This window comes from Novosphingobium sp. BL-A-28-Hi1-0D (assembly GCF_055521755.1).
Genome location: NZ_CM145502.1, coordinates 1,323,727 through 1,345,645 on the forward strand (window position 1 = coordinate 1,323,727; position 21,919 = coordinate 1,345,645).

Here is a 21,919-nt window from a genome sequence, read left to right on the forward strand (position 1 = left end):
TCAGGCTGCGGCGCGGCGGAGGCGGTCATTGATCGCCACGCCGATGCCATGGTCCGGAATTGGCGCCACGGCAATCCGGGGCTCTGCTGCGGCAGCGCCATGGTGCAGGCAGGCATAGAGCCGCGCTGCCGCCTCGGCGAGATCGCCCGAGGCCGAAAGCGTGACGTCACCCATGACATCGCCGAAGCCGATCAGGAATTCCCCCGCTTCGGCACGTGCTGCATCGAGCCGAACGGGCTTTCCCGGCGCATAATGGCTCGCCAACTGCCCCGGAGCTTCGATTTTTGCTGACGTCATGGCGGCACTGCTGCCACCCAGAACGGCGGCAATCTGTGCTTCGGTGATCGGTCCGGGACGCAGCACGCTCCACGAACCATCGGCGCGCAGGCCGACGATGGTGGACTCGATCCCCTGCTGCGTCTCGCCCCCGTCGAGGATCAGGTCGACCCTGTCGCCCAGCGATGCCGCGACATGGGCCGCGCTGGTCGGACTCACCCCGCCAGAGCGATTCGCCGATGGTGCGGCGAGCGGCAATCCACAGGTTTTCAACAGTGCCTGCATCACCGGATGGGCGGGGCAGCGCAGCGCCACGGTGGGCAGGCCCGCGCTCACTGCCGGGGCAAGACCGGCACCCGCGCGCAAGGGCAGGACCATGGTCAGTGCGCCGGGCCAGAACGCCTGTGCCAGAGCCCTCGCCCGGTCATCGAACACGGCCAAGGCCTCGGCTGCCGTAACGTCAGGCACGTGTACGATCAGCGGGTTGAAATCGGGCCGACCCTTGGCGCGATAGATGCCTGCAACCGCAGCATCGTCGTCCGCGCGGGCTGCTAGGCCATAGACCGTCTCGGTCGGCACGGCGACAGTTCCGCCCTGCACGATCACCCGCGCGGCTTCATCCAGACCCCGATCATCGGACAGGTGCACCTTGGAAGGCTTTGTCGGCTCCATCAGGGTCGCTATAGGGAGACGCAAGCCCCGCGCCAAGCGCACATGCCCTGTGCCTGGATTTGCGCGAGACAGGAGAGGACAATGACTTTCACCCCGCCCACTGCCGACCAGCTTCTCGCCATCCGCGTGAGCGCCGGGATCGACGAGCTGGCCCAGAGCGAACGCTTTGCTGCCGCCACGCCCGATCTGGTCGAGGCGATCGTCGAAGGCATCGGCGCATTTGCCGCCGGCGAATGGGCACCGCTCCACCGCGCGGGCGACCAGATCGGTGCGAAGTGGAAGGACGGTGACGTCACCCTCCCCCCTGGCTACGTCGATGCCTACAAAGCCTTCGTCGAGCAGGGCTGGAACTCCATTGCCGGGTCGACCGAATTCGGCGGCCAGGGCCTGCCCTTCACGCTGGCGACGGCCACGCTCGAAACGCTCGGCGCGGCCAACATGGGCTTCACGCTTCTCCCGATGCTGACCGTCGGCGCGATCGAGGCGCTGGAGCATCACGGCAATCAGGAGCAGAAGGCCGTCTACCTGCCCAAGCTGATTTCGGGCGAATGGTCGGGCACGATGAACCTGACCGAGCCACAAGCCGGGTCCGACGTCGGCGCGTTGCGCACCACGGCCACCCCGGTCACTGAAGGTCCGCACGCGGGCAAGTACCTGATCAAGGGCACAAAGATCTACATCACCTTCGGCGAGCATGACGCGGCCGACAACGTGATTCACCTCGTTCTCGCCCGCACGCCGGGTGCGCCAGAAGGTTCGCGCGGCATCTCGCTCTTCATCGTGCCGAAGTTTCACGTGGAACAGGACGGATCGTTCCGCGCGCGCAATGACGTGCGCTGCGTCTCTATCGAGCACAAGCTCGGCATCCACGCCTCGCCCACTTGCGTGATGTCCTATGGCGACAATGACGAGTGCATTGGCGAAATGGTCGGCCACGAAAACGGGGGCCTGCGCGCGATGTTCACGATGATGAACTCGGCACGCATCAACGTCGGCAGCCAGGGGGTCCAGATTGCGGAACGCGCGCTGCAGCAGGCGCTGGGCTACGCCCGCGACCGCGTGCAGTCCGCCCGCGCCGGCTCGCCCGACAAGAGCCCGGTCGCGATCATCGAGCATCCCGATGTCCGCCGCATGCTGATGCGCATGCGCGCCCTGACCGAAGGCAGCCGCGCCCTGCTCTATTACACGGCGGGACAGGTCGATCGTGGGAGCCTTGGCAACGAGGCCGCGCAGAAGCGTGCCGAACTGCTCGTGCCCATGCTCAAGGCCTGGGGCACCGACATCGGCTGCGAAGTCGCCAGCCTTGGCATCCAGGTCCACGGCGGCATGGGCTTCATCGAGGAAACCGGTGCTGCCCAGCACTTGCGCGATTCGCGCATCGCGCCGATCTACGAAGGCACCAACGGCATCCAGGCGGCCGACCTCGTTACCCGCAAGCTCGGATACGATAACGGCGGCGTGCTGCAGGCACTGATGGCCGAGATCGCGTCCGAGATGGAAGACGTTCCTGAAGTCGCGGCCTTGGCCAAGGATGCCGCCGCCATCGGCCAATGGATGAGCACGACTGCATCGCTGGACGACAAGCTGGCAGGCTCGGTGCCGTTCACCACGATGTGCGCGGTCGCCGTCGCCGGATGGCAGCTTGCCCGCCAGTCGCGCGCCTCGGATCTGCACAGCAAGATCGCGGTGACCAAGTTATTCAACCGTGTGATCGTGCCCGAAGCGCGCGGGCTCGGCTCTTCGGCCATGGCCGGTGCGGCCCTGCTCTACGATCTCGACAGCGAGGCGCTGGCCGGATAACCCCCGGCTCCATGGCCGACGATATCCTGCTTGCCCGCATTGCCGACGCGCTCGAGCGTCTTGCCCCGACGCGTGCCGAAAGCGCCGACTGGCGCGCCTTCCCCGCCTATGTCTGGGATGGCAAGTCAGCGCGCGGGATCGATCCGCTGGAGGCGCCTGCGCTTGACCTGATGCAGGGGATCGACAAGCAGAAGACCGCCGTGGTCGAGAATGTCGTCCGCCTTTCGCGTGGCGCTGCGGCGCATGACATGCTTCTGTGGGGCGCGCGCGGGATGGGCAAGTCCGCCCTGCTCCGCGCGGCAACGCTGGCGGCGCAGCAGGCCAATCCCGGCTCCATCGCGTTGGTGCAGGCCAGCCCCGACGCGGGCCTTGCCGACTTGTTCAGTGTGCTGCGCAAGGTCGAGCGCCGCTTCCTCGTGTTCCTCGACGACCTCGGCTTCGATGCCTCGGACAGCGATGGGGCGCGCAAGCTGCGCTCATGGCTGGAGGGTGGCGTCGAGGCGCGTCCGGCCAACGTGCGGCTCGCGGTCACGTCCAACCGCCGCGCCATCGTCGAGCGGCACCTGTCCGAGCAGGATGACCCGATCAACCCGCGCGACGTGGTGGACGACCGCCTCGCCCTGGCCGACCGCTTCGGCCTCAGCCTCGGCTTCCACAATTGCACGCAGGACGATTACCTCGCGATCATCGCCGGATACGCCGCGCATTTCGGCCTGACCTACGACGAAGGCGACGCGCTGGAATGGTCCAAGCGCCGCGGTGGTCGCTCAGGCCGTGTGGCGTGGCAGTATGTCAACGAGCTGGCAGGGCGTGCCGGACGCAGTCTCTAAGCCTACAGTCGTCATTCCCGCGAAGGCGGAAATCTATGCGGCGCGGCGCTAACTGGATTCCCGCCTTCTCGGGAATGACGAACTCTCAGATCACTGCTCCGGCTTCATCAGATCCGAATCCGCATTGGGCTTCATGATGAACTTGCCCGTGCCCTTGGGCTGCGGCGGAGCCGTGCGTGTCGGTAGTGGGGTGATCGCGGCTGCCGGCTTCGCGCCGGGAGCCGTCACGCGCCAGATCACGCCACCGGTATCGTCGCTCACCAGCAGCGCGCCATCCTTGGCAAATGTGACCCAGGTCGGACGCCCGTGCGCAGTGTTCTCGTCGGCAAGGAACCCGGTCAGCACCGGCACCGGCGGATTGGGCAGGACATTGCCCATCGTGTCGAACTTGACGAAGACCACGTCATAGCCCGAGAGCGGACGGCGGTTCCACGAACCGTGCCGCGCGATGAAGGCGCCCTGCTGGAACTTGTCGCCCATCAGATTGCCACCCTTGGCAAAGGCAAGGCCCAGCGGTGCGGTGTGGGCACCGAGGCCGTATTCCGGCTTGCGCACGTAATCGAGCAGATACTCGGGCATTGGCGCGGTTACCCGCTGGTCGATGTTCTTCTTCCAGTAGACCCACGGCCAGCCATAGTTCGCGCCGAACGGCACGTTGGTCAGGTAATCGGGAACGAGGTCCGAGCCGAGCATGTCGCGCTCGTTGACCACCGTCCACAGCTCTTCGCTGTAAGGGTTGAAGTCGAGCCCATTGGGATTGCGCAGGCCGCCTGCAAACTCGAACGATTTCTTCTTGGCGAAATCGTACTGGTGGATCGAGGCGCGGCGGTATTCGGCGTCGATGCCATCCTCGGCGATGTTCGAGGATGACCCGACCGTGACGTAAAGCTTCGAACCATCCGGCGAAAGCAGCAGGTTGCGCACCCAGTGATTGCCCCCGCCCGGCAGGTCCATCAGCTTTTCCGGCTTTCCAGTCAGCGTCGTCTGGCCCAGTTGATAGGGGAACGAGAGCACAGCGTTGTGATTGGCCACCAGCAACCGGCCTTCACGGAAGGCCATGCCGAAGGGCGAATCGAGCGCCGGGTTCTCCATCACGAAGCGCTGCTCGGCCTTGCCGTCACCATCGCCATCGCGCAGCAGCACGATCTTGTTCGGCGAGGGATCGCCAGCGCCGACCGCCTTCATCAGATAGCCCATGACCATCCCCGTGATGCCGCTCATATCGCGCGGGGGCGAGTTGGTCTCGGCTACCAGCACGTCGCCGTTCGGCAGGGTCACCACAGTGCGCGGATGATCGAGCTTGTCGGCAAAGCGCGTGACTGCAAGGCCCTGTGCGGCGACGGGCGCCTCGCCGTCCTTCCAACCGATCGGATCGGCGGTCTTGATCGTCGGGATCGTCTGGCTGTCGGGCATCGCCAGCTTGGGCTTGGGGCCTGACGTTTCGTTGAGTGTGTACTCAGCAGACGAGCCGTGGATCGACCAGGCGACCCAGGCGGCGATGATGGCGACGATCACGAGCAGCGCGATCAGGATCTTCTTGATGACTTTCATGGGCCCGAATCTAGGCCCCCCTGCCTCTCAGGGCAATGGCGGACCGCATGAAGTTGCGCGGCGCGACTTTTGGGCGATGATGGGCTAAGGCGCTGTCCATGTTCACATTCGCTCCCATGCAAGGCCAGCCGAAGGCCGAACTCCACGCCGACCTCCTCGCTGCCGCCAAGGCCCTGACCGAGGGCGAACCCGATGGCGTTGCCAACATGGCGAATCTCGCTGCGCTGATCTGGGAGTACCTGCCCGATCTCAACTGGGCGGGCTTTTACCGCATGGTCGGCGGCGAACTCGTCCTCGGACCGTTCATCGGCAAGCCCGCCTGCATCCGCATTGCGCTGGGCTCGGGCGTCTGCGGCACCGCTGCCGCAACCGCGAAGACGCAGCTGGTCCCCGACGTCCACGCCTTCCCCGGCCACATTGCCTGCGATGCGGCAAGCCGTTCCGAGCTCGTCGTGCCGGTGATTCGCGATGGCGCGGTGATCGCCGTGATCGATCTCGACAGCCCCTCGCCCGCAAGGTTCGACGCGGAAGACGCGCGCGGAATCGAGGCTCTTGCTGTGGCGATTGCCTCGCGTATCTGATTCCTGCCCCGATTCGGGACAGGCGGGACTCAGCCGCGCCCGAAACCTTGGTTTTGTGCGGGCCATGATGGTAAGTTTGCGGTTAACGAACCTTATCTGGGGCAAACCGCATGCTTCGTCGTCTAACACTCGCAGCGCTGGCGCTCGGTGCCATGTCCCCTCCCGCGCTGGCCGGGGACTATCACCACTCCGGTCAGGTCGGCGGCAGCTGGCAGGGCGGATACCAGGGAGGTTCCTATGGGGGCGGCTATTACGGTGGCGCTTCGGGGCCGATCTACTACCCGCCGATGATCGGCGCGCCCTACCCTACGGTCATCATGGCGCAGCCGATGCCCGATGCGCCACCACCACCGCAAGAGGCCTATCGCCCGAACAACTACCGCCCTCAGCCCGATCCGCGCTGGGCCGAAATGAACGAGCGCTGCGCAAAGGTCTATGGCGACAAGGGCGTGGGCGGCGCTGTGCTGGGTGGCTTGCTCGGCGGCGTGGCGGGCAATCGCATCGCCGGCAAGGGTGACCGCGTTCTCGGCACGGCGGTCGGAGCCGTCGCCGGGGCCGTCGCGGGCAATGTGATCGACAAGGCCGAAGACAAGGGCCTGCGCCGCGAATGCGACGACTACTTCGCCTCGCTCCCGCCGCAAGGGTATCCGGGCGCAGCCTATCCCGGATACTACCCCGGCTACGCGCCCTACGGCTATGTCATGGTCCCGGTCATGCTCCCGCCGCAGAAGCCGTGCGTGGAAACCACTGTCGTCACCGAAACCTGGGTCGAAACACGCCGCAGCCGCGTGATCCGGCCGCGCCCGAAGATCATCAAGGAAAAGCGGGTCAAGGAAAAGCGCGTCTATACGGGCTGAACCTCGCCAACACGCAAATGAAAGGGCCCGCCCTCCAATCCGGAGAGCGGGCCCTTTCACAATCGACCTTCGTCATTCCCGCGAAAGCAGGAATTCTGCGAGCCTGAGCCTCAGAGCTTGCGCCCGATCAGCTCCTTCATGATCTCGTTGGTGCCGCCGAAGATGCGCGTCACGCGCGCTCCGCGCCAGGCGCGGGCAATCGCGTACTCGTTCATGTAGCCCGCACCGCCGTGGAGCTGGAGGCACTTGTCCATCACTTCCCACTGCAGTTCAGTGTGCCACAACTTGGCCGCCGCGCCTTCCTCGGCAGTCAGTTCGCGCTTGAGATGACGAGCCAGCGCCCAATCAAGGTGCGCCCAGCCCACCTGCAGCTTGGTCTTGAGATCGGCCAGCGTGAAGCGGGTGTTCTGGAAGTCGAGGATCGGCTTGCCAAAGGCCTTGCGCTCGCGGGTGAATTCCACGGTGTCATCAAACGCCTTCTGCGCCGAAGCCTGCGCGCTGACGGCGATCGACAGGCGCTCCTGCGGCAATTCGCTCATCAGGTAGATGAAGCCCTTACCCTCTTCGCCCAGGCAATTGGTGATCGGAACGCGCACGTCCTCGAAGAACAGCTCCGAGGTATCAGCCTCGTCCTGGCCGATCTTGTCGAGATTCCGGCCGCGCTTGAAGCCCTCGCGATCAGCTTCGACCAGCACGATCGAGACGCCCTTCCACGCCGGCTGCACCTCGGTGTCGGTCTTGCAGCACACCAGGATCAGGTCGGCGTTCTGGCCATTGGTGATGTAGGTCTTCGACCCGTTGATCACGTAGTGGTTGCCGTCCTTCTTGGCGGTGGTCTTCATGCCCTGAAGGTCGGAGCCGGTGCCCGGTTCGGTCATGGCAATGGCGGTGATCACCTCGCCCGAGACCATCTTGGGCAGCCACTTCTTCTTCTGCTCTTCCGAGCCGTAGGAGACGATGTAGTTGACCACGATGTCGGACTGCAGCGAGAAGCCCGTGGCGACGCGGCCGTAATAGGCGCTCTCTTCGTCGACGATGGCGTTGTAGCCGAAGTCGAGGCCAAGGCCGCCGTATTCTTCCGGAACGGTCGGGCACAGCATGCCGAGTTCGCCCGCCTTGGGCCAGATGCTCTTGGGCACGATCCCGGCTTCGGCCCACTCGTTCGAATGGGGGGCAACCTCATCCTGCAGGAAGCGGCGGACGGTCTGGCGGAAGGCTTCGTGGTCTTCGTTGTAGGCAGTGCGCGGGATCAGGTCGAGCGACATGGCCAATCTCTCCGGTCTTGAACTGTTATCGCGCCAACCTATGCGCACAGCCCGGTTCCGGTCAACGAATATTTAATCGACCAATTAATGTACGTTGGTGCAGGAGACATGACGCCGTGACGTCAATGAAATCCCTTTATGACCAGAGGCTTAGAAGTCTCCGCCGGTCAACCGGCCGCAGATCAGGTCCAGCTGGTCAAGATTCTTGTAGCGAATCGTCACCGCACCGGTCGTAGGATCGGAGTCTGGCTGGATCGTGACCTTGAGCCCGAGGAAATCCTCGAGGTGCTGCTCGATCGCGGCGAGATCTGCAGCGCCCACGGAATCCTTGCCGGCACGCGCCTGACGCCGCTGGCCTTCGGGCCGCGTTGCCTTGCGCGCGAGCTTCTCGGTATCGCGCACGGACAGGTCCTTGGCGATTACTTCGCGTGCGAGCGAGACCGGATCGGGCGCATTGATCAGCGCCCGCGCATGGCCCATCGACAGCTCGCTGCGCACGACCATGTCGAGCACGTCATCCGGAAGCCCGAGCAGGCGCATCATGTTCGCCACATGGCTGCGCGACTTGTCGACGAACTTGGCGATGTCGTTCTGCGTCAGCCCTTCACTGTCGGCGAGGCGCTGATAGGCGCGGGCTTCTTCCACGGGGTTCAGGTCTTCGCGCTGCAGGTTCTCGATCAGCGCGAGCGCCGCCACATCGCGATCATCGAGCTTTCGCACGATGGCCGGGATTTCGTGAACCCGCGCCTTCTGCGCCGCGCGCCAACGCCGCTCGCCCGCGACGAGCTGATAGCGCCCACTGCCAAGTGGTCGCACGACGACCGGCTGTATCACCCCGCGCGCCGCGATCGACTGCGCCAGCTCCTCCAGCGCATCCTCATCGAAGTGACGGCGCGGCTGTTCGGGATGCGGTTCGATCGAGGCGACAGTCAGCAGCGCCAGACCGCCATCGCGCGACGCTGCGCCTTCCTCGCCAGAAACCGAAATGCGCGCAATCGGCTCCTCCCGCCGGACTTCGCCCATGAGCGCGCCGAGTCCGCGACCCAGCCCAGTCCTGCGCGCCGGTGTCTTGACTGCTTCGTCGCCACTCATGCCGCAATCCTCCGTTCGGGCAGCCGGCCGATCAGTTCGCGGGCCAGCTTCATGTAGGCCTGCGATCCAGGGCAGGCATGGTCATAGATCAGCGCGGGAAGCCCATGGCTCGGCGCTTCGGACAGGCGCACGTTGCGCGGGATCACGCTTTCGAACACCAGATCCCGCAGGCACGAACGCACGTCGTCCGCCACCTGGTCGGTCAGGCGGTTGCGCCGGTCGTACATGGTCAGGACGATGCCGAGGATGCCGAGATCGGGATTGAACCGCTCCTGCACCCGCTCGACCGTCTGCAACAACTGGCTCAGGCCTTCGAGCGCGAAGAACTCGCACTGCAGGGGAACGAGGATCGAATCCGCTGCCGTCAACGCATTCAGCGTCAGCAGCCCGAGCGAGGGCGGGCAGTCGATCAGGCAGATGTCGTGCCCGGTCTCAGCCGTCAGCACCTTGCGCAGACGGTGCGTGCGGTCTTCGACGCTGACCAGTTCCACTTCGGCGCCCGAAAGGTCCACCGTCGCCGGCACGATGTCGAGCCCCGGAATGCGCGTCGGCATCATGCAATCGGCAACCGATGCCTGATCGATCAGCAAGTCATAGGAAGACCGCTCGCGCTCGCCCGATGAAATGCCGATGCCCGTCGAGCAGTTGCCCTGGGGATCGAGATCGATCAGCAGCGATTTCCACCCCGTCGCGGCCAGCGCCGTCGCGATGTTGATCGCGGTGGTGGTCTTGCCCACTCCACCCTTCTGGTTAGCAACGGCGACGGTGATCATTTGCGCTTGCCTTTGGATTGCGTCGTTCGCGGTGCGCTCCCGCCGAGCAGGCGCCCGACGATGATCCCGGCATTCTCATCGGTCAGGGATTGTTCCACGTGGAACAGGTGATTCCATGAGTCGGGGAGCACCTGCAATTCATGCGGTGCCCCTGCCCCTTTCGGCAACAGCCAGACCGTGTCGGGTGTGGAAAAGCGGGCGGAAAGCGTAACCAATTTGTCCAATGGCGCAAACGCGCGCGCCGAGATCACGGCATGCGGACCGTCAGGGAGATCTTCGACTCGCGAAAGGACGACACGCACGCGCTCCAAACCGAGGGCATCAGCACAGCGCTGAAGCCACTCCGTCCGCAGTCGGCGCGAGTCCACGAGCTTGACCGGGCGTTCCGGTTGAAGTGCGGCGACCACCAGCCCAGGGAAACCGGCTCCAGTCCCGAGATCGAGCCATTCCCCTTCAGGGAGTGTTTCACGTGAAACATGGAGCAGCTGCGCCGAGTCGACGATGTGGCGTACCCAGACGTGCGGCAGCGTCCCGCGCGCGACAAGGTTCTGCCGCTCGTTCTCTTCGAACAGCAGTGAGACGAGCCGCGACAGGCGCTCAATCCCGGCGTCATCGACCTGCAGAACGTTGCGGAGCCAGTCCTGTGCTTCGGCCTCGGTCACCAACACGCTCATGCCGCCAGCCTCCGCCGCGCATGGACCAGCAGGCTGGCCAGCGCCGCAGGTGTGATCCCCGCGATCCGTCCCGCAGCGGCAAGCGTATCGGGCTGCGCCTTCTCCAGCCTCTCGACCATCTCGCGCGACAGGCCCGGCACTTCGCCAAAGGGAAAGCCTGCGCCAAGCGGCACGCTGTCCGATGCGCGCAGATCGCGAAGCTCGGCATCCTGCCGTGCGAGATAGGGCGCGTAAGCGGCGTCCTCCTCGACCTCTTCGGCCAGCAGCGGATCGAAGCGCTCGTCCCCAATCCAAGGCTGAAGCGTGTCCAGCGTGACCTCGGGAAAGCGCAGCCATTCCTTGAGCGAGCGCCGCGAACCATCGGCGCGGACCGGCATCTCCGCCCGGTTCAGTTCAGTCGGCGTAGCCTCCTGCGCGAGCAAGTCTTCCAGTCGCTCACGCTGAGCAAGCCGATCCTCGAACCACTGCCTCCGCTCTGCACCGATGCAGCCCACCGCCAGCCCGACCGGCGTCAACCGCGTCGAGGCATTGTTGGCGCGTAGCCGCAGGCGGTATTCGGCGCGGGCGGTGAGCATACGATAAGGCTCGCTCACGCCATGCAGCGTCAGGTCATCGATCATCACCGCCATGTAGGAGTTGGCGCGGTCCAGCTCGGGGGCTTCGCGGCCCAGTCCGGCAGCCGCGGCATGCATCCCCGCGACCAGCCCCTGGGCTGCGGCCTCCTCGTACCCCGTCGTTCCGTTGATCTGACCGGCGCAATAGAGGCCGGGTATCGCCTTCACCTCCAGCCCGCGATTGAGCGCGCGCGGATCGATATGGTCGTACTCCACGGCATAACCCGGCACGGTGATCTCGGCCTGCTCCAGCCCTTCCATCGAACGGATCATCGCCACCTGCACATCGGTCGGCAGCGAGGTCGAGACACCGTTGGGATAGACGGTGCTGTCGTCGAGACCTTCTGGCTCGAGGAAAACCTGGTGTCCGTCGCGGTCGCCGAAGCGGTGGATCTTGTCCTCGATCGAGGGGCAATAGCGCGGACCCTGCGCGCCAATCGCACCGGTGAACAATGGCGAACGGTCAAGCCCTGCGCGGATGATGTCGTGCGTCCGCTCGTTGGTGCGGGCGATGGCGCAGAACACTTGCGGCAGTGGCCGCGCCTTGGTCAGCGGAGACATCGTCCAGGGATCGGCATCGCTCGGCTGCTCGGGCAAACGTGCCCAGTCGATGGTGCGCCCATCGATACGCGGTGGCGTCCCGGTCTTGAGCCGCGCCATCGGCAGGTCCGCCGTGCGCAACTGCTGCGCCAGACGATGCGCAGAGTCCTCGCCGATGCGTCCGCCGTCCATGCGTTCCTCACCCCGGAACAGCCGCCCGCCAAGGAATGTGCCGGTGCATAGCACGACCGCCCTTCCCGAGAGCCGCGAGCCATCGGCGAGGTCGATCCCGGCGACGCGTCCCTGCTCCAAATGAAGCGCAGCCGCCTCTCCCCCAACGACGGTCAGATTCGGCTGCGCGGCAATCATCCGCTGGATCGCCGCCTTGAAGCGCTTGCGGTCGGCCTGAACGCGCGGCCCCTGCACGGCGCTGCCCTTGGAGCGGTTGAGCATCCGGTAGTGGATCGCGCCCGCATCTGCCGCGCGCGCGATCAGTCCATCAAAGGCATCGACCTCGCGCACCAGATGGCCCTTGCCGAGTCCGCCAATGGCCGGGTTGCAGCTCATCGCCCCGACTGTTGTCGGATCGAACGAAACCAGCGCCGTGCGCGCGCCCATCCGCGCCGCAACGGCCGCCGCCTCGACGCCGGCATGTCCGCCGCCGACCACGATGATATCGAACTGGTGCATGAGCAGCGCGATACGCGAGTTGAAGATTCGCGTCAAAGTTTCAGATAGAGTGTTTCACGTGAAACACGCCGTCCCCCACCACCACTTCGTCATTCCCGCGAAGGCGGGAATCCATGTTCACGCGCCGACCTACTTGGATTCCCGCCTTTGCGGGAATGACGAAGTAGATGTTCCACGTGAAACACCTACTTCCCGATGCAGAACCGCCCGAACAGTGCATCCAGCATGTCCTCCGTGCTCGCCCGCCCAACCAGCGCATCAAGCGCAATGCGCGCGAGGCGCAGGTTCTCCGCCGCCAGCAAGGGATCACTCTCACGCTGCGCCTGATCGAGCGCCGCCGCCACTTGCCCAAGTCGCTCATGCTGCCGCTGGTTGAGGGCGGCCTCCCCAGGAGCAGGCAAGGACTTCCGGGCATGCGCGATCAACGCCTCACGCAGTTGCGCCATCCCCTCGCCCGTGCGTGCCGATAGCTGCAAGGCTGCATCCGACTTGCGCGGTGCACTGGCATCATCCGAGCGCGCAGCCACTTCCCACAACGCCCGTCCCTCCGGCCCCTCCCCTTCAGGCCCCAGCCACAGGATCAGGTCCGCCTTCTCCGCCGCCGCCCGCGCGCGGGCAATGCCGATCCGCTCGATTTCGCCCGCGCCTTCGTCGCGCAGACCAGCGGTATCAACGAAGGTGAACGGTACGCCATCGAGCGAGGCGGCGAAGGTCAGGACATCGCGGGTCGTCCCGGGCTCCGCAGCGGTGATCGCGGCTTCCTGCTGCACGAGCGCGTTGAACAGGGTCGACTTCCCCGCATTGGGCGGACCCGCCAGGACCACACGAAAGCCCTCCTTCAGCGGCTCAGCGCGCGGGCGGGTGAGCCATGCTTCGAGGTCTTGCGCCAGCGCCGCGCAGTCCGCAGCAAATCCCGGCGGAAGCGAGTCTTGTCCCGCCCAGACATCATCCTCGTCGGAAAAATCCAGAGCCGCCTCCAGCTTCGCCGAAATGCCCAGCAAGGCATTACGCCAGCGGTCCGTTTCACGTGAAAGCGCACCCTCGGCCATCGCCAGCGCAGCGCGGCGTTGCAGTTCGGTCTCGGCAGAAAGCAGGTCGGCCAGCCCCTCGGCCTCGGCCAGATCGATCCGCCCATTGGCAAATGCGCGGCGGGTAAACTCCCCGGCCTGCGCACGCCGCAAACCGGGCAAGCGCCCAATCGCCGCTTCCACCGCTGCAACAACAGCACGCCCGCCATGCAGATGCAGTTCCGCGCTGTCCTCGCCCGTCGCCGTGCCGGGACCGGGCAGCCATAGCACCATCGTCCGGTCGAGGTGTGTGTCGTCGCGCGGATCAGCCAGCGTCGCCAGCGTCGCGCGGCGCGGCGTGGGCAACTTGCCCGAAAGCGCCTCAAGCGCCGCCCCTGCCTGCGGGCCGCTGATGCGGATGACGGAAATGCCCGCGGGTGGTGGGCCGGAGGAGAGGGCGAAGATCGTATCGGTCACGCCCCTCCCCTACACGATCATTGGAAGAGCGTCAGTCCTTCGGCTTCTTGGAACCCGACCCGGTCATCGCACCGAGACCGCCCTGCTCCATGAAGTTCTGGAACAGCTTAAGCCCGATCTCGCCCATCGGCGCGACCTGCTTGGCGAAGCTCTGCAACTGATCGAGACTGCCCGCGCCCTGCATCGCCTTGGCGACGCTTTCGACATAGACGTCGTTCGCCTTCGAGACATCGGGCAGCCCGAGGAACCGGCGGGCCTCTTCTGGCGTGCAATCGACTTCGACGGTGACTTTCATGTGCGCCTCTCCCGGCATCCGCTTGGCTTGCAAGACTGTCATGCACGCTTGGCAAAGTCCATGGGCAGGGCCAACATGGATCCAGACCAACTCCATTGAATCGCAGGATGAACGACATGGGCGAGAAGATCACATTTGCAGCACTCGACGGCGAAGGGGATATACCGGGCTATCTCGCAACGCCGGACGGTCCGATCCGCGCGGCGATCATCGTCATCCCGGAGATCTTCGGAGTGAATCCCGGTATCCGTCACAAGTGTGAGGCCTGGGCCGATCAGGGCTACATGGCGCTCGCGCCCGACATCTTCTGGCGCTTTGCTCCCGGCGTCGAACTCGATCCCGATGTGCCGGAGCAGATGCAGGAAGCCTTTGGCTATTTCGGCCAGTACGATCCTGACAAGGGTATCAAGGACATCGAGGCGGCAATCCGTTTCCTGCGCGGCTACGAAGGCATCGACAAGGTCGGCCTCGTCGGCTTCTGCCTGGGCGGACGCATGGCCTACATGGCGGCGGCGCGCACCGATATCGATGCTTCGGTCGGCTATTACGGCGTGATGATCGACCAGATGCTGAACGAATCGCACGCCATCGCCAATCCGCTGATGCTGCACATTCCGACCGCCGACCACTTCGTTGGCCCCGAAGCGCAGAAGGCGATCCACGACGGGCTCGATCCGCACCCCAAGGTGACGCTCTACGATTACGAGGGCCTGGATCACGGCTTTGCGGCCGAGATGGGCGACCGCCGCGACGAGGAAGGCGCGCAGCTTGCTGACCGCCGCACGCGCGATTTCTTCGCGCAGCACCTCGGCTAAGTCTTCGGCGTTGCGCGGGATCAATGCCCGCGCAACGCCCCTGCCCTAACCACAAGAAGAACAACGGGAGAAGCGCATGAAACTCGGCCTCGCAGCATGGCACCGGTACATGATCAGCGGAGATATCACGCTGCTCGAGGAACTCGTCGCCGATGACGCCGTGTTCCATTCTCCCGTCGTTCACACCCCGCAAGCGGGGCGCGAAAAGGTGCTGATGTATCTCACCGCTGCAGGCCAGGTCTTCGGCAACGGCACCTTCCGCTATGTGCGCGAGCTGGTCGACGGCCCCGAGGCCTGCCTCGAATTCGAGTGCGAGATGGAAGACGTGCGCGTCAACGGCATCGACCTGATCCGCTTCGACCTCGAAGGCCGCATCGTCGATTTCAAGGTCATGGTCCGGCCCTTGAAGGCGATCAACAAGGTTTGGCAGCTGATGGCCGAGCGGCTGGAGAACACCTGAGCGGTTGCGTGTTTAGGGTTTCTCGCAGAGACGCAGAGGGAAAGAAGAGCGCAGAGAAGGCGCTCCTGTGGTGAAACCGCGTTGAATTTCATGTGTCGCGGCTTGGATGAAATGACCGTAAGTCGAGCGGCCTGACGGCCAGGCGCAACCTCTCTGCGATCTCCCTGTTTCTCTGCGTCTCTGCGAGAAACGAAAAAAGCCCGCAGCGCGAACTGCGGGCCTATTCTAAGCCATTGATCAGCCGACAAAATCAGCCGTCGTAATCAGCACCCAGCGAGGTGTTGCGCACCGGTGCCGCAGCGGTGATGCGCAGCGCTTCGGCCGACTGCGACAGCGAGCCGATTTCATCGACTTCATCATCATCGTCAGGCAGCACGCGCTGGAGCGACTGGATCACGTTTTCCTTGAGCACGGCAGGACGCACGGTCTCTTCGGCGATCTCGCGCAGGGCGACGACCGGGTTCTTGTCGCGGTCACGATCGACGGTGAGTTCGGCACCGCCCGAAATCGCGCGGGCGCGTTCGGCGGCCAGCAGGACCAGATCGAAACGGTTGGGAACCTTGTCGACGCAATCTTCGACGGTAACGCGCGCCATCAGGGCACTCCAATCACTTGAGAATTACGGAAAGGACGGCAGCTAGGCCGGGGGTGTGGAAAAGTCAAGGATTCGCGCGTGGCGTCCGACTCAGTCGTCCCCGCCGCCATAGGCTGCGCGCATGTCGTCAGGCGCAAGGTCGCTGAACCGGGTGATGCGGGCTTCGAAGCGCAGGCGGACCTTGCCGGTCGAGCCGTGGCGCTGTTTTGCGACGATCAGTTCGGCAAGGCCATAGACCCGCTCCATTTCGGCCTGCCACGCGGCGTGGGCTTCCTGGATCTTCGAATCGTCATTCCCTTGCGGAACCTTGGGTTCCTTGGCGGCGACGTAATAGTCCTCGCGGAACACGAACCAGACCATGTCGGCGTCCTGCTCGATCGAGCCCGATTCGCGCAGGTCCGAGAGCATCGGGCGCTTGTCGTCGCGCTGTTCCACCGCACGGCTGAGCTGCGAAAGTGCGATCACCGGGACCGAGAGTTCCTTGGCCAGGGTCTTGAGCCCACGCGAAATTTCCGAGATTTCGTTGACGCGGTTGTCGCTGCGGCCGGACCCCTGCAGCAGCTGAAGGTAGTCGACGATGATCAGGCCGATGTCGTGGCGGCGCTTCAACCGGCGCGCGCGGGCGCGAAGGCTGCCGATGGTCAGCGCCGGGGTATCGTCGATATAGAGCGGCAGTTCGGCCAGGCGCTGGCTGGCGAAGGACAGCTGCTGGAAATCCTCGCGGCTGATGCGGCCCATGCGCAGCGATTCGGAGCTGATGCCCGATTGCTCGGCCAGGATACGCGTGGCGAGCTGGTCCGCGCTCATTTCCAGGCTGAAGAAGGCGACCCCTGCCCCCACCGAATCCTTAAGCGCAATGCCGTCGGCCAGATCGCGCCGCAGCCGGTCGGCCGCGTTGAATGCGATGTTGGTGACGAGCGAGGTCTTGCCCATGCCCGGGCGTCCGGCAAGGATGATAAGGTCGGAATCGTGCAGGCCGCCGATCTTCTCGTTTACCGAGGTCAGGCCCGTGGTCTTGCCCGAAATGTGGCCGCCTGAAAGCAGCGCCTTCTCGATCATCTCGAGCGAGGCGCGCGTGGCCTGCGCAAAGCTCTGCGCTTCGCTGCCGGTCTGCGCACCTTCGGCCACGGAATAGAGCGCGGCTTCGGCCTTCTCCACCTGTTCGAGCGGGGCGACCGAATCGCTGGTATCGAGCGCACCTTCGACAAGGTTGCGCCCGACCGAGATCAGCTCGCGCAAAAGTGCCAGGTCATAGATCTGCTCGGCCAGCTCGCGCGGATTGAGCAGGCCCTGCCCGTCCGAGGTCAGCCGCGCCAGATAGGCGGTGCCGCCCAGTTCCTTGAGGCCTTCGTCGGTCTCGAAATAGGGCTTGAGCGTGACCGGCGTGACCACCGCCTTGCGATCGATCAGCGCCTGGATGCGTTCGAACACGCGGCCATGGACTGCGGCGAAGAAGTGCTCGGGCTTGAGCGGGGTCTGCAGTTCTTCAAGGATGCGGTTGTCGATCAGCACCGCGCCCAGAAACGCCGCTTCGGCTTCCACGTTTGAGGGGAGCGCACGAATCTCTGACGGTTCGCGGGTGAGAATGGCTTCGCTGGCGGACATGCTTTGCATAGTGCCCGAAGCGGCCCGATCCGGCAATGCATCGCCCCTGTGGATAGCGGGGACCGAGTGGCCAAAACCCTTGCCCGCGCCCCACGCGTCTGCAACACAGAAAGCCCAATGGCAGACCCGCGCATCTCGCATATCGAGCTGGACGAAGCGACGATCATCTGGCGCAACGCCGATATCGAGCAGGAGCGGCGCATCGCCATTTTCGACCTGATCGAGGAAAACACGTTCAAGCCGCTGCGCGCGTTTGAGGCTGGGCACGAAGGGCCTTACCGGCTCAAACTTTCGGTTGATGACGGGCGGCTCGTGCTGGCGGTCTCGGACGATGGCGGCGCTCCGCTTGAAACCGTGATTCTCGGCCTTGGCCGGTTCCGCCGTCCGATCCGCGAGTATTTCGCCATCTGCGACAGCTACTATCAGGCCATCCGCAAGGCGACCGCAGCCGAGATCGAGACGATCGACATGGCCCGACGCGGCATCCACAACGATGCCGCCGACACCCTGCTCGAACGCCTCGAAGGCAAGATCGAGACGGATTTTCCCACCGCCAGACGCCTCTTTACCCTGATCTGCGTGCTGCATATCAGGGGCTGAATCAGAACTCGGGTCCCAAGCGAATCTCATCATGCCGAAGAAACGGAACACTGCCCGCCCGCATACGGGGCGCAGGCGCCTGCTGGCCGCCCTGCTGCTGGTGGTCCTCGTCGGCCTCGGCATCGGCTGGTGGAAGGCGCGCACCTGGATGCCCGACCGGCGCGACTATCCCGTGCAGGGCGTCTGGCTGAGCGATGACAGCGGCGCTGTCGACTGGCGCCTGCTGCGCGCTGCCGGGGCCGATTTCGCCTATCTGACTGCCAGCGAAGGTATCTCGACACGCGACACCGCCTTTGCCGATGGCCTGATCGCCGCGCGCGAGCGGGGCATGCAGGTCGGCGCAGTCCACGTCTATGACCTATGCGCGCCCGCAGATGCTCAGGCGGCGAACTTTGTCACCGTCGTCCCGCGCGACAAAGACCTGCTGCCGCCCGCGATCCGCTTCGACATCGATTCGCGCACCTGCCCGCAGGTCCCCGGCGAAGCACAGATGCAGAGCGAGCTGACCACGTTCCTCAACCAGGTGGAAAAGCACGCCGAAAAGCCGGTGATCCTCATGGTGTCCCGCGCACTCGAAAAGCAGTACCATCTCGCCGCCCGGATCGACCGCAACATCTGGGTCGAACAGGATTACCTCGAGCCCGCCTATGCCGGCAGGCCATGGGTGATGTGGACCGCGAGCGACCGTCTGCGGCTGGACGCAGCCAATACGCCGCTGCACTGGGTGGTGGTGCAACAATGACCGACCTCGTGGCCGAGCTTCGCGAAGACCTGATCGCCGCCGCGCGTCGCGCGATGGACACGGCTTACGCGCCCTACTCGGGCTTCCACGTCGGCGCGGCGCTGCTGTTCGATGATGGCGCAATCGTCACCGGCGCGAACTTCGAGAACGCCAGCTACGGCCTTTCGCTCTGCGCCGAAACCGTGGCCGCATCCATCGCCTCCCATGCCGGACGGCGCGGCGGATTGCTCGCCGTGGCGGTACTCGGAGGCATGGGTGGCGCGGTGGAAGCTGCGATCAGCCCTTGCGGCCGCTGCCGACAGGTGCTGAACGAACTGGCGGCATTGGGTGGCACCGATCCGCTGGTGATCTGCGTCGGCGCGCAGGAAGTCGTGGAAATGCGCCTCTCGGTACTCTTGCCCAACGCCTTCGGCCCCGCCAATCTCGCCTGACGATATCTGGGGACATCAATTGGCCATTCTTTCCGACAAGTGGATCCGCGAAAAGGCGCTGAACGAGGGCATGATCGAGCCTTTCGTCGAGAACCAGCGCCGCGATGGCTGCATCAGCTACGGCCTCTCGTCCTACGGCTACGACGCCCGCGTCGCGCGCGAGTTCAAGATTTTCACCAACGTCGATTCCGCGGTGGTGGACCCCAAGAACTTCGACGGCGCCAGCCTGGTCGACCGCGAGACCGACGTCTGCGTGATCCCGCCCAATTCCTTCGCGCTGGCCCGCACGGTCGAATACTTCCGCGTGCCGCGCGATGTGCTGGTGATCTGCCTCGGCAAGAGCACATATGCCCGCTGCGGCATCATCGTGAACGTCACGCCGCTCGAACCCGGCTGGGAAGGCCACGTCACGCTCGAATTTTCGAACACCACGCCGCTGCCCGCCAAGATCTACGCCAACGAGGGCGCGTGCCAGTTCCTGTTCCTGCAGGGCAACGAACCCTGCGAAGTCAGCTACGCCGACCGCGCCGGCAAATACATGGGCCAGCGCGGGGTGACGCTGCCGCGCCTCTGACAACTACTCCCCCACCGTTACCCCGGCGCAGGCCGGGGCCCACAACCTCTCGCCGCCATCGCACCTGACGACCCTGCGCCGCCTTTCCGGCAACGTGCTAGCCGGCCAGCGCCATGGGTCCCGGCCTGCGCCGGGACGATGGAGTGTAGGGCGGAGGAGTGGGTCGGTGCCGCATGCCTGATCGGTTCTCAAACCCGCTCATCCTGAGCCTGTCGAAGGATGTTTGCACCACGCCTTAACCCCCCGCTTAAATCCGGTTGCAATCGCCACCGAACTCGCCAAGCTTGCCGGACAACGAGAACAGGCGGAGAGGCTGATGGAGAAGTCGGAGAGGCCCTATGACATTGTCGTCTATGGGGCGACGGGGTTTACCGGGCGATTGGTCGCGGAGTATCTTGCGCGGCATTACGGACAGGAAGGCCCGCGCTGGGCCATGGCCGGGCGTTCGGCGGCCAAGCTCGCAGAGGTGCGTGCCCTGATCGAGGCGCCCAAGAACACCCCGCTGATCGTCGCCGATGCCGCCGATCCCGCCAGTCTCGAAGCGATGGTCAGCCAGGCCAAGGTCGTCATCACCACTGTCGGCCCCTACCAGCTCTATGGTGAACCCTTGCTCGCTGCCTGCATCGCAGCGGGCACGGACTATGCCGATCTTTGCGGCGAGCCGGTCTGGATGCGCCAGATGATCGACAAGTATGGTGAGGGTGCCAAGCAAACCGGCGCGCGAATCTGCTTCTCCTCTGGCTTCGATTCGATCCCGTTCGATCTGGGCGTGCTGATGCTGCAGAAGGAAGCCGTGGCGAAGTTCGGCCGCCCTGCCCCGCGCGTGAAGGGCCGCGTGCGCGGTTTCAAGGGCGGCGTTTCGGGCGGCACCGCCGCGAGCCTCGGTGCGACGCTGCAGGCGCTGGGCAAGGACCCTTCGCTCATTCCGCTGATGCAGAGCGCCTTCTGCCTCACTCCCGGCTTCGCAGGCCCCGAACAGCCGCGCGGTGACAAGGTCCAGTACGACGAGGCCATCGGCAGCTGGGAAACGCCGTTCGTCATGGCCGCGATCAACGTCAAGAACGTCCACCGCACCAATGCCCTGCTCGGTCACGCCTGGGGCACCGACTTTGTCTATGACGAGATGATTCTCACCGGCCCTGGCGATCAGGGCAAGGCCGCTGCCGAGCACATGGCAAAGACGCCCAGCATCGGCCGTCCCGATGATCCCAAGCCTGGCGAAGGCCCCTCGAAGGAGCAGCGCGAGACCGGTTACTACGATGTCCTGTTCCTTGGCACGATGCCCGATGGTCAGGAAATCCGCTACGGCGTGAAAGGGCGCTACGATCCCGGCTACGGCTCGACCAGCCGGATGATCGCCGAGACCGCCATTGCCCTGCTGTCGAGCAAGGCTGGCGGCGTGGTCGGAACCCCCGGCGCGATCCTCGGCGAAGCCTTGGTAGACCGCCTGCGCGCTCACGCCGAGATCAGCTTCGCGGCGGAGTAGCGCCTGCGTTCTGCCCACCCCCAACCCCTCCCGCCTGCGGGAGGGGAGTGACAGCGCACTTCTTTGCCCTCCCGCAAGCGGGAGGGCCGCGAGACTTACTGAACGCAGTGAAGTTAGTCGCAGCGGGGTGGGCCCTCGCTCAGGCCGCCGCCGCGTAAGCCTCGGCTTCTTCACCGATGAGAATATCGGCGAGCATCCAGTAGGCCTCGCCCCAGGCCGCCAGCACTTCGTCGGTGGCCACATCGGCCCCCACCACGTCGCGAATCGCGGGCAACAGGGCCTCGGCGACATAAGGGTAATGCTCGGCCTTCACGCCGCACTCGACATGGCGCTGCACCATCCGCGTCACCGCTGGTCCCAAGTTCTCGAGCTTGTCGATGTTCCTGGCATAGGCAAGGATCGCGGCGGCCAGACGGCGCGGCTGCTCGCCGCTTTCCTGCGCGGCGGCATCGAACATCGCCTTCACATCATCGTTCTGGAACAAGCGCTTGTACATGGCGGTGGTGATGTCCACGCCGTGCTTTTCGATCACCGGAGCGGTGGCCTTGACGATGGTCATTGCGTGTTCGGAAGCGGTGCGCATGGGTATCTCCAATCAGGTATTACAAATACCGGTA

At 65.0% G+C, this 21,919-nt stretch carries 23 protein-coding genes; 11 read left to right on the forward strand and 12 right to left on the reverse strand.

The window, feature by feature from the left end:
- The gene (locus ACZ1JW_RS06560) at positions 1–948 is read right to left on the reverse strand and encodes an L-threonylcarbamoyladenylate synthase (protein ID WP_465142394.1); all 948 of its coding nucleotides are present in this window, start codon (positions 946–948) and stop codon (positions 1–3) included.
- A gap of 81 nt (positions 949–1,029) precedes the next feature.
- Between ACZ1JW_RS06560 and ACZ1JW_RS06565 the strand changes: the two genes are divergently transcribed.
- Together ACZ1JW_RS06565 and ACZ1JW_RS06570 are read left to right on the forward strand one after the other, a co-directional pair.
- On the forward strand, positions 1,030–2,748 hold the full coding sequence (locus ACZ1JW_RS06565; protein ID WP_465142395.1) for an acyl-CoA dehydrogenase: 1,719 nt from the start codon (positions 1,030–1,032) through the stop codon (positions 2,746–2,748).
- An 11-nt stretch (positions 2,749–2,759) separates the two neighbouring features.
- Positions 2,760–3,578: a DUF815 domain-containing protein gene (locus ACZ1JW_RS06570; protein WP_465142396.1), complete on the forward strand. Its 819-nt coding sequence runs from the start codon at positions 2,760–2,762 to the stop codon at positions 3,576–3,578.
- Positions 3,579–3,668: 90 nt separating this feature from the next.
- Here the strand turns inward: ACZ1JW_RS06570 and ACZ1JW_RS06575 are convergent, their stop codons facing one another.
- Positions 3,669–5,129, reverse strand: a complete 1,461-nt coding sequence (locus ACZ1JW_RS06575) for a PQQ-dependent sugar dehydrogenase (protein ID WP_465142397.1) — start codon at positions 5,127–5,129, stop codon at positions 3,669–3,671.
- Positions 5,130–5,227: 98 nt separating this feature from the next.
- Here ACZ1JW_RS06575 and ACZ1JW_RS06580 point away from each other — a divergent pair, with 98 nt between their 5' ends.
- Both ACZ1JW_RS06580 and ACZ1JW_RS06585 read left to right on the forward strand, forming a co-directional pair.
- The gene (locus ACZ1JW_RS06580) at positions 5,228–5,710 is read left to right on the forward strand and encodes a GAF domain-containing protein (protein WP_465142398.1); all 483 of its coding nucleotides are present in this window, start codon (positions 5,228–5,230) and stop codon (positions 5,708–5,710) included.
- A 110-nt stretch (positions 5,711–5,820) separates the two neighbouring features.
- A complete protein-coding gene (locus ACZ1JW_RS06585; RefSeq protein WP_465142399.1) occupies positions 5,821–6,567 on the forward strand; it encodes a glycine zipper 2TM domain-containing protein in 747 nt (248 codons plus the stop codon).
- 110 nt (positions 6,568–6,677) lie between these two features.
- Here the strand turns inward: ACZ1JW_RS06585 and ACZ1JW_RS06590 are convergent, their stop codons facing one another.
- The 7 genes from ACZ1JW_RS06590 to ACZ1JW_RS06620 all read right to left on the reverse strand — a co-directional run bounded on the left by ACZ1JW_RS06590 (position 6,678) and on the right by ACZ1JW_RS06620 (position 13,994).
- On the reverse strand, positions 6,678–7,832 hold the full coding sequence (locus ACZ1JW_RS06590) for an acyl-CoA dehydrogenase family protein (RefSeq protein WP_465124310.1): 1,155 nt from the start codon (positions 7,830–7,832) through the stop codon (positions 6,678–6,680).
- Between the two features lie 150 nt (positions 7,833–7,982).
- A complete protein-coding gene (locus ACZ1JW_RS06595; RefSeq protein ID WP_465142400.1) occupies positions 7,983–8,924 on the reverse strand; it encodes a ParB/RepB/Spo0J family partition protein in 942 nt (313 codons plus the stop codon).
- Complete coding sequence (locus ACZ1JW_RS06600; RefSeq protein WP_465124308.1) at positions 8,921–9,697, reverse strand: ParA family protein; 777 nt, start codon at positions 9,695–9,697, stop codon at positions 8,921–8,923. The genes ACZ1JW_RS06595 and ACZ1JW_RS06600 overlap by 4 nt, the downstream gene beginning before the upstream one ends.
- Positions 9,694–10,371, reverse strand: a complete 678-nt coding sequence (gene rsmG, locus ACZ1JW_RS06605; protein WP_465142401.1) for a 16S rRNA (guanine(527)-N(7))-methyltransferase RsmG — start codon at positions 10,369–10,371, stop codon at positions 9,694–9,696. The genes ACZ1JW_RS06600 and rsmG overlap by 4 nt, the downstream gene beginning before the upstream one ends.
- Positions 10,368–12,215, reverse strand: a complete 1,848-nt coding sequence (gene mnmG, locus ACZ1JW_RS06610) for a tRNA uridine-5-carboxymethylaminomethyl(34) synthesis enzyme MnmG (RefSeq protein ID WP_465142402.1) — start codon at positions 12,213–12,215, stop codon at positions 10,368–10,370. Before mnmG ends, rsmG begins: the two co-directional genes overlap by 4 nt.
- Before the next feature lie 185 nt (positions 12,216–12,400).
- Positions 12,401–13,699, reverse strand: a complete 1,299-nt coding sequence (gene mnmE, locus ACZ1JW_RS06615) for a tRNA uridine-5-carboxymethylaminomethyl(34) synthesis GTPase MnmE (protein WP_465142403.1) — start codon at positions 13,697–13,699, stop codon at positions 12,401–12,403.
- A 31-nt stretch (positions 13,700–13,730) separates the two neighbouring features.
- Entirely contained in the window at positions 13,731–13,994 is a 264-nt protein-coding gene (locus ACZ1JW_RS06620) for a DUF6489 family protein (protein WP_465126432.1), read from the reverse strand.
- Between the two features lie 116 nt (positions 13,995–14,110).
- Here ACZ1JW_RS06620 and ACZ1JW_RS06625 point away from each other — a divergent pair, with 116 nt between their 5' ends.
- Positions 14,111–14,809, forward strand: coding sequence for a dienelactone hydrolase family protein (locus tag ACZ1JW_RS06625; protein ID WP_465142404.1), 699 nt, complete (start codon positions 14,111–14,113; stop codon positions 14,807–14,809).
- Positions 14,810–14,885: 76 nt separating this feature from the next.
- Positions 14,886–15,269, forward strand: a complete 384-nt coding sequence (locus ACZ1JW_RS06630; protein WP_465142405.1) for a nuclear transport factor 2 family protein — start codon at positions 14,886–14,888, stop codon at positions 15,267–15,269.
- A 250-nt stretch (positions 15,270–15,519) separates the two neighbouring features.
- Here the strand turns inward: ACZ1JW_RS06630 and rpoZ are convergent, their stop codons facing one another.
- Both rpoZ and ACZ1JW_RS06640 read right to left on the reverse strand, forming a co-directional pair.
- A complete protein-coding gene (rpoZ, locus tag ACZ1JW_RS06635) occupies positions 15,520–15,864 on the reverse strand; it encodes a DNA-directed RNA polymerase subunit omega (protein ID WP_039333165.1) in 345 nt (114 codons plus the stop codon).
- 90 nt (positions 15,865–15,954) lie between these two features.
- Complete coding sequence (locus tag ACZ1JW_RS06640; RefSeq protein ID WP_465142406.1) at positions 15,955–17,469, reverse strand: replicative DNA helicase; 1,515 nt, start codon at positions 17,467–17,469, stop codon at positions 15,955–15,957.
- A 117-nt stretch (positions 17,470–17,586) separates the two neighbouring features.
- On the opposite strand from ACZ1JW_RS06640, the gene ACZ1JW_RS06645 reads away from it, so the two are divergent.
- From ACZ1JW_RS06645 to ACZ1JW_RS06665, 5 genes are all read left to right on the forward strand, one after another.
- Positions 17,587–18,069, forward strand: coding sequence for a UPF0262 family protein (locus ACZ1JW_RS06645; RefSeq protein ID WP_465124302.1), 483 nt, complete (start codon positions 17,587–17,589; stop codon positions 18,067–18,069).
- A gap of 31 nt (positions 18,070–18,100) precedes the next feature.
- Positions 18,101–18,811, forward strand: a complete 711-nt coding sequence (locus ACZ1JW_RS06650) for a glycoside hydrolase family 25 protein (protein WP_465124301.1) — start codon at positions 18,101–18,103, stop codon at positions 18,809–18,811.
- Entirely contained in the window at positions 18,808–19,242 is a 435-nt protein-coding gene (locus ACZ1JW_RS06655) for a cytidine deaminase (protein WP_465124300.1), read from the forward strand. The genes ACZ1JW_RS06650 and ACZ1JW_RS06655 overlap by 4 nt, the downstream gene beginning before the upstream one ends.
- 19 nt (positions 19,243–19,261) lie before the next feature.
- On the forward strand, positions 19,262–19,816 hold the full coding sequence (gene dcd / locus ACZ1JW_RS06660; RefSeq protein WP_465124299.1) for a dCTP deaminase: 555 nt from the start codon (positions 19,262–19,264) through the stop codon (positions 19,814–19,816).
- A gap of 316 nt (positions 19,817–20,132) precedes the next feature.
- Positions 20,133–21,302 (forward strand): saccharopine dehydrogenase family protein, encoded by a 1,170-nt coding sequence (locus ACZ1JW_RS06665; protein WP_465124298.1) that lies wholly within the window; start codon positions 20,133–20,135, stop codon positions 21,300–21,302.
- A gap of 139 nt (positions 21,303–21,441) precedes the next feature.
- Here ACZ1JW_RS06665 and ACZ1JW_RS06670 read toward each other — a convergent pair whose 3' ends face one another.
- Entirely contained in the window at positions 21,442–21,885 is a 444-nt protein-coding gene (locus ACZ1JW_RS06670; RefSeq protein WP_465142407.1) for a globin domain-containing protein, read from the reverse strand.
- Positions 21,886–21,919: the final 34 nt, after the last annotated feature.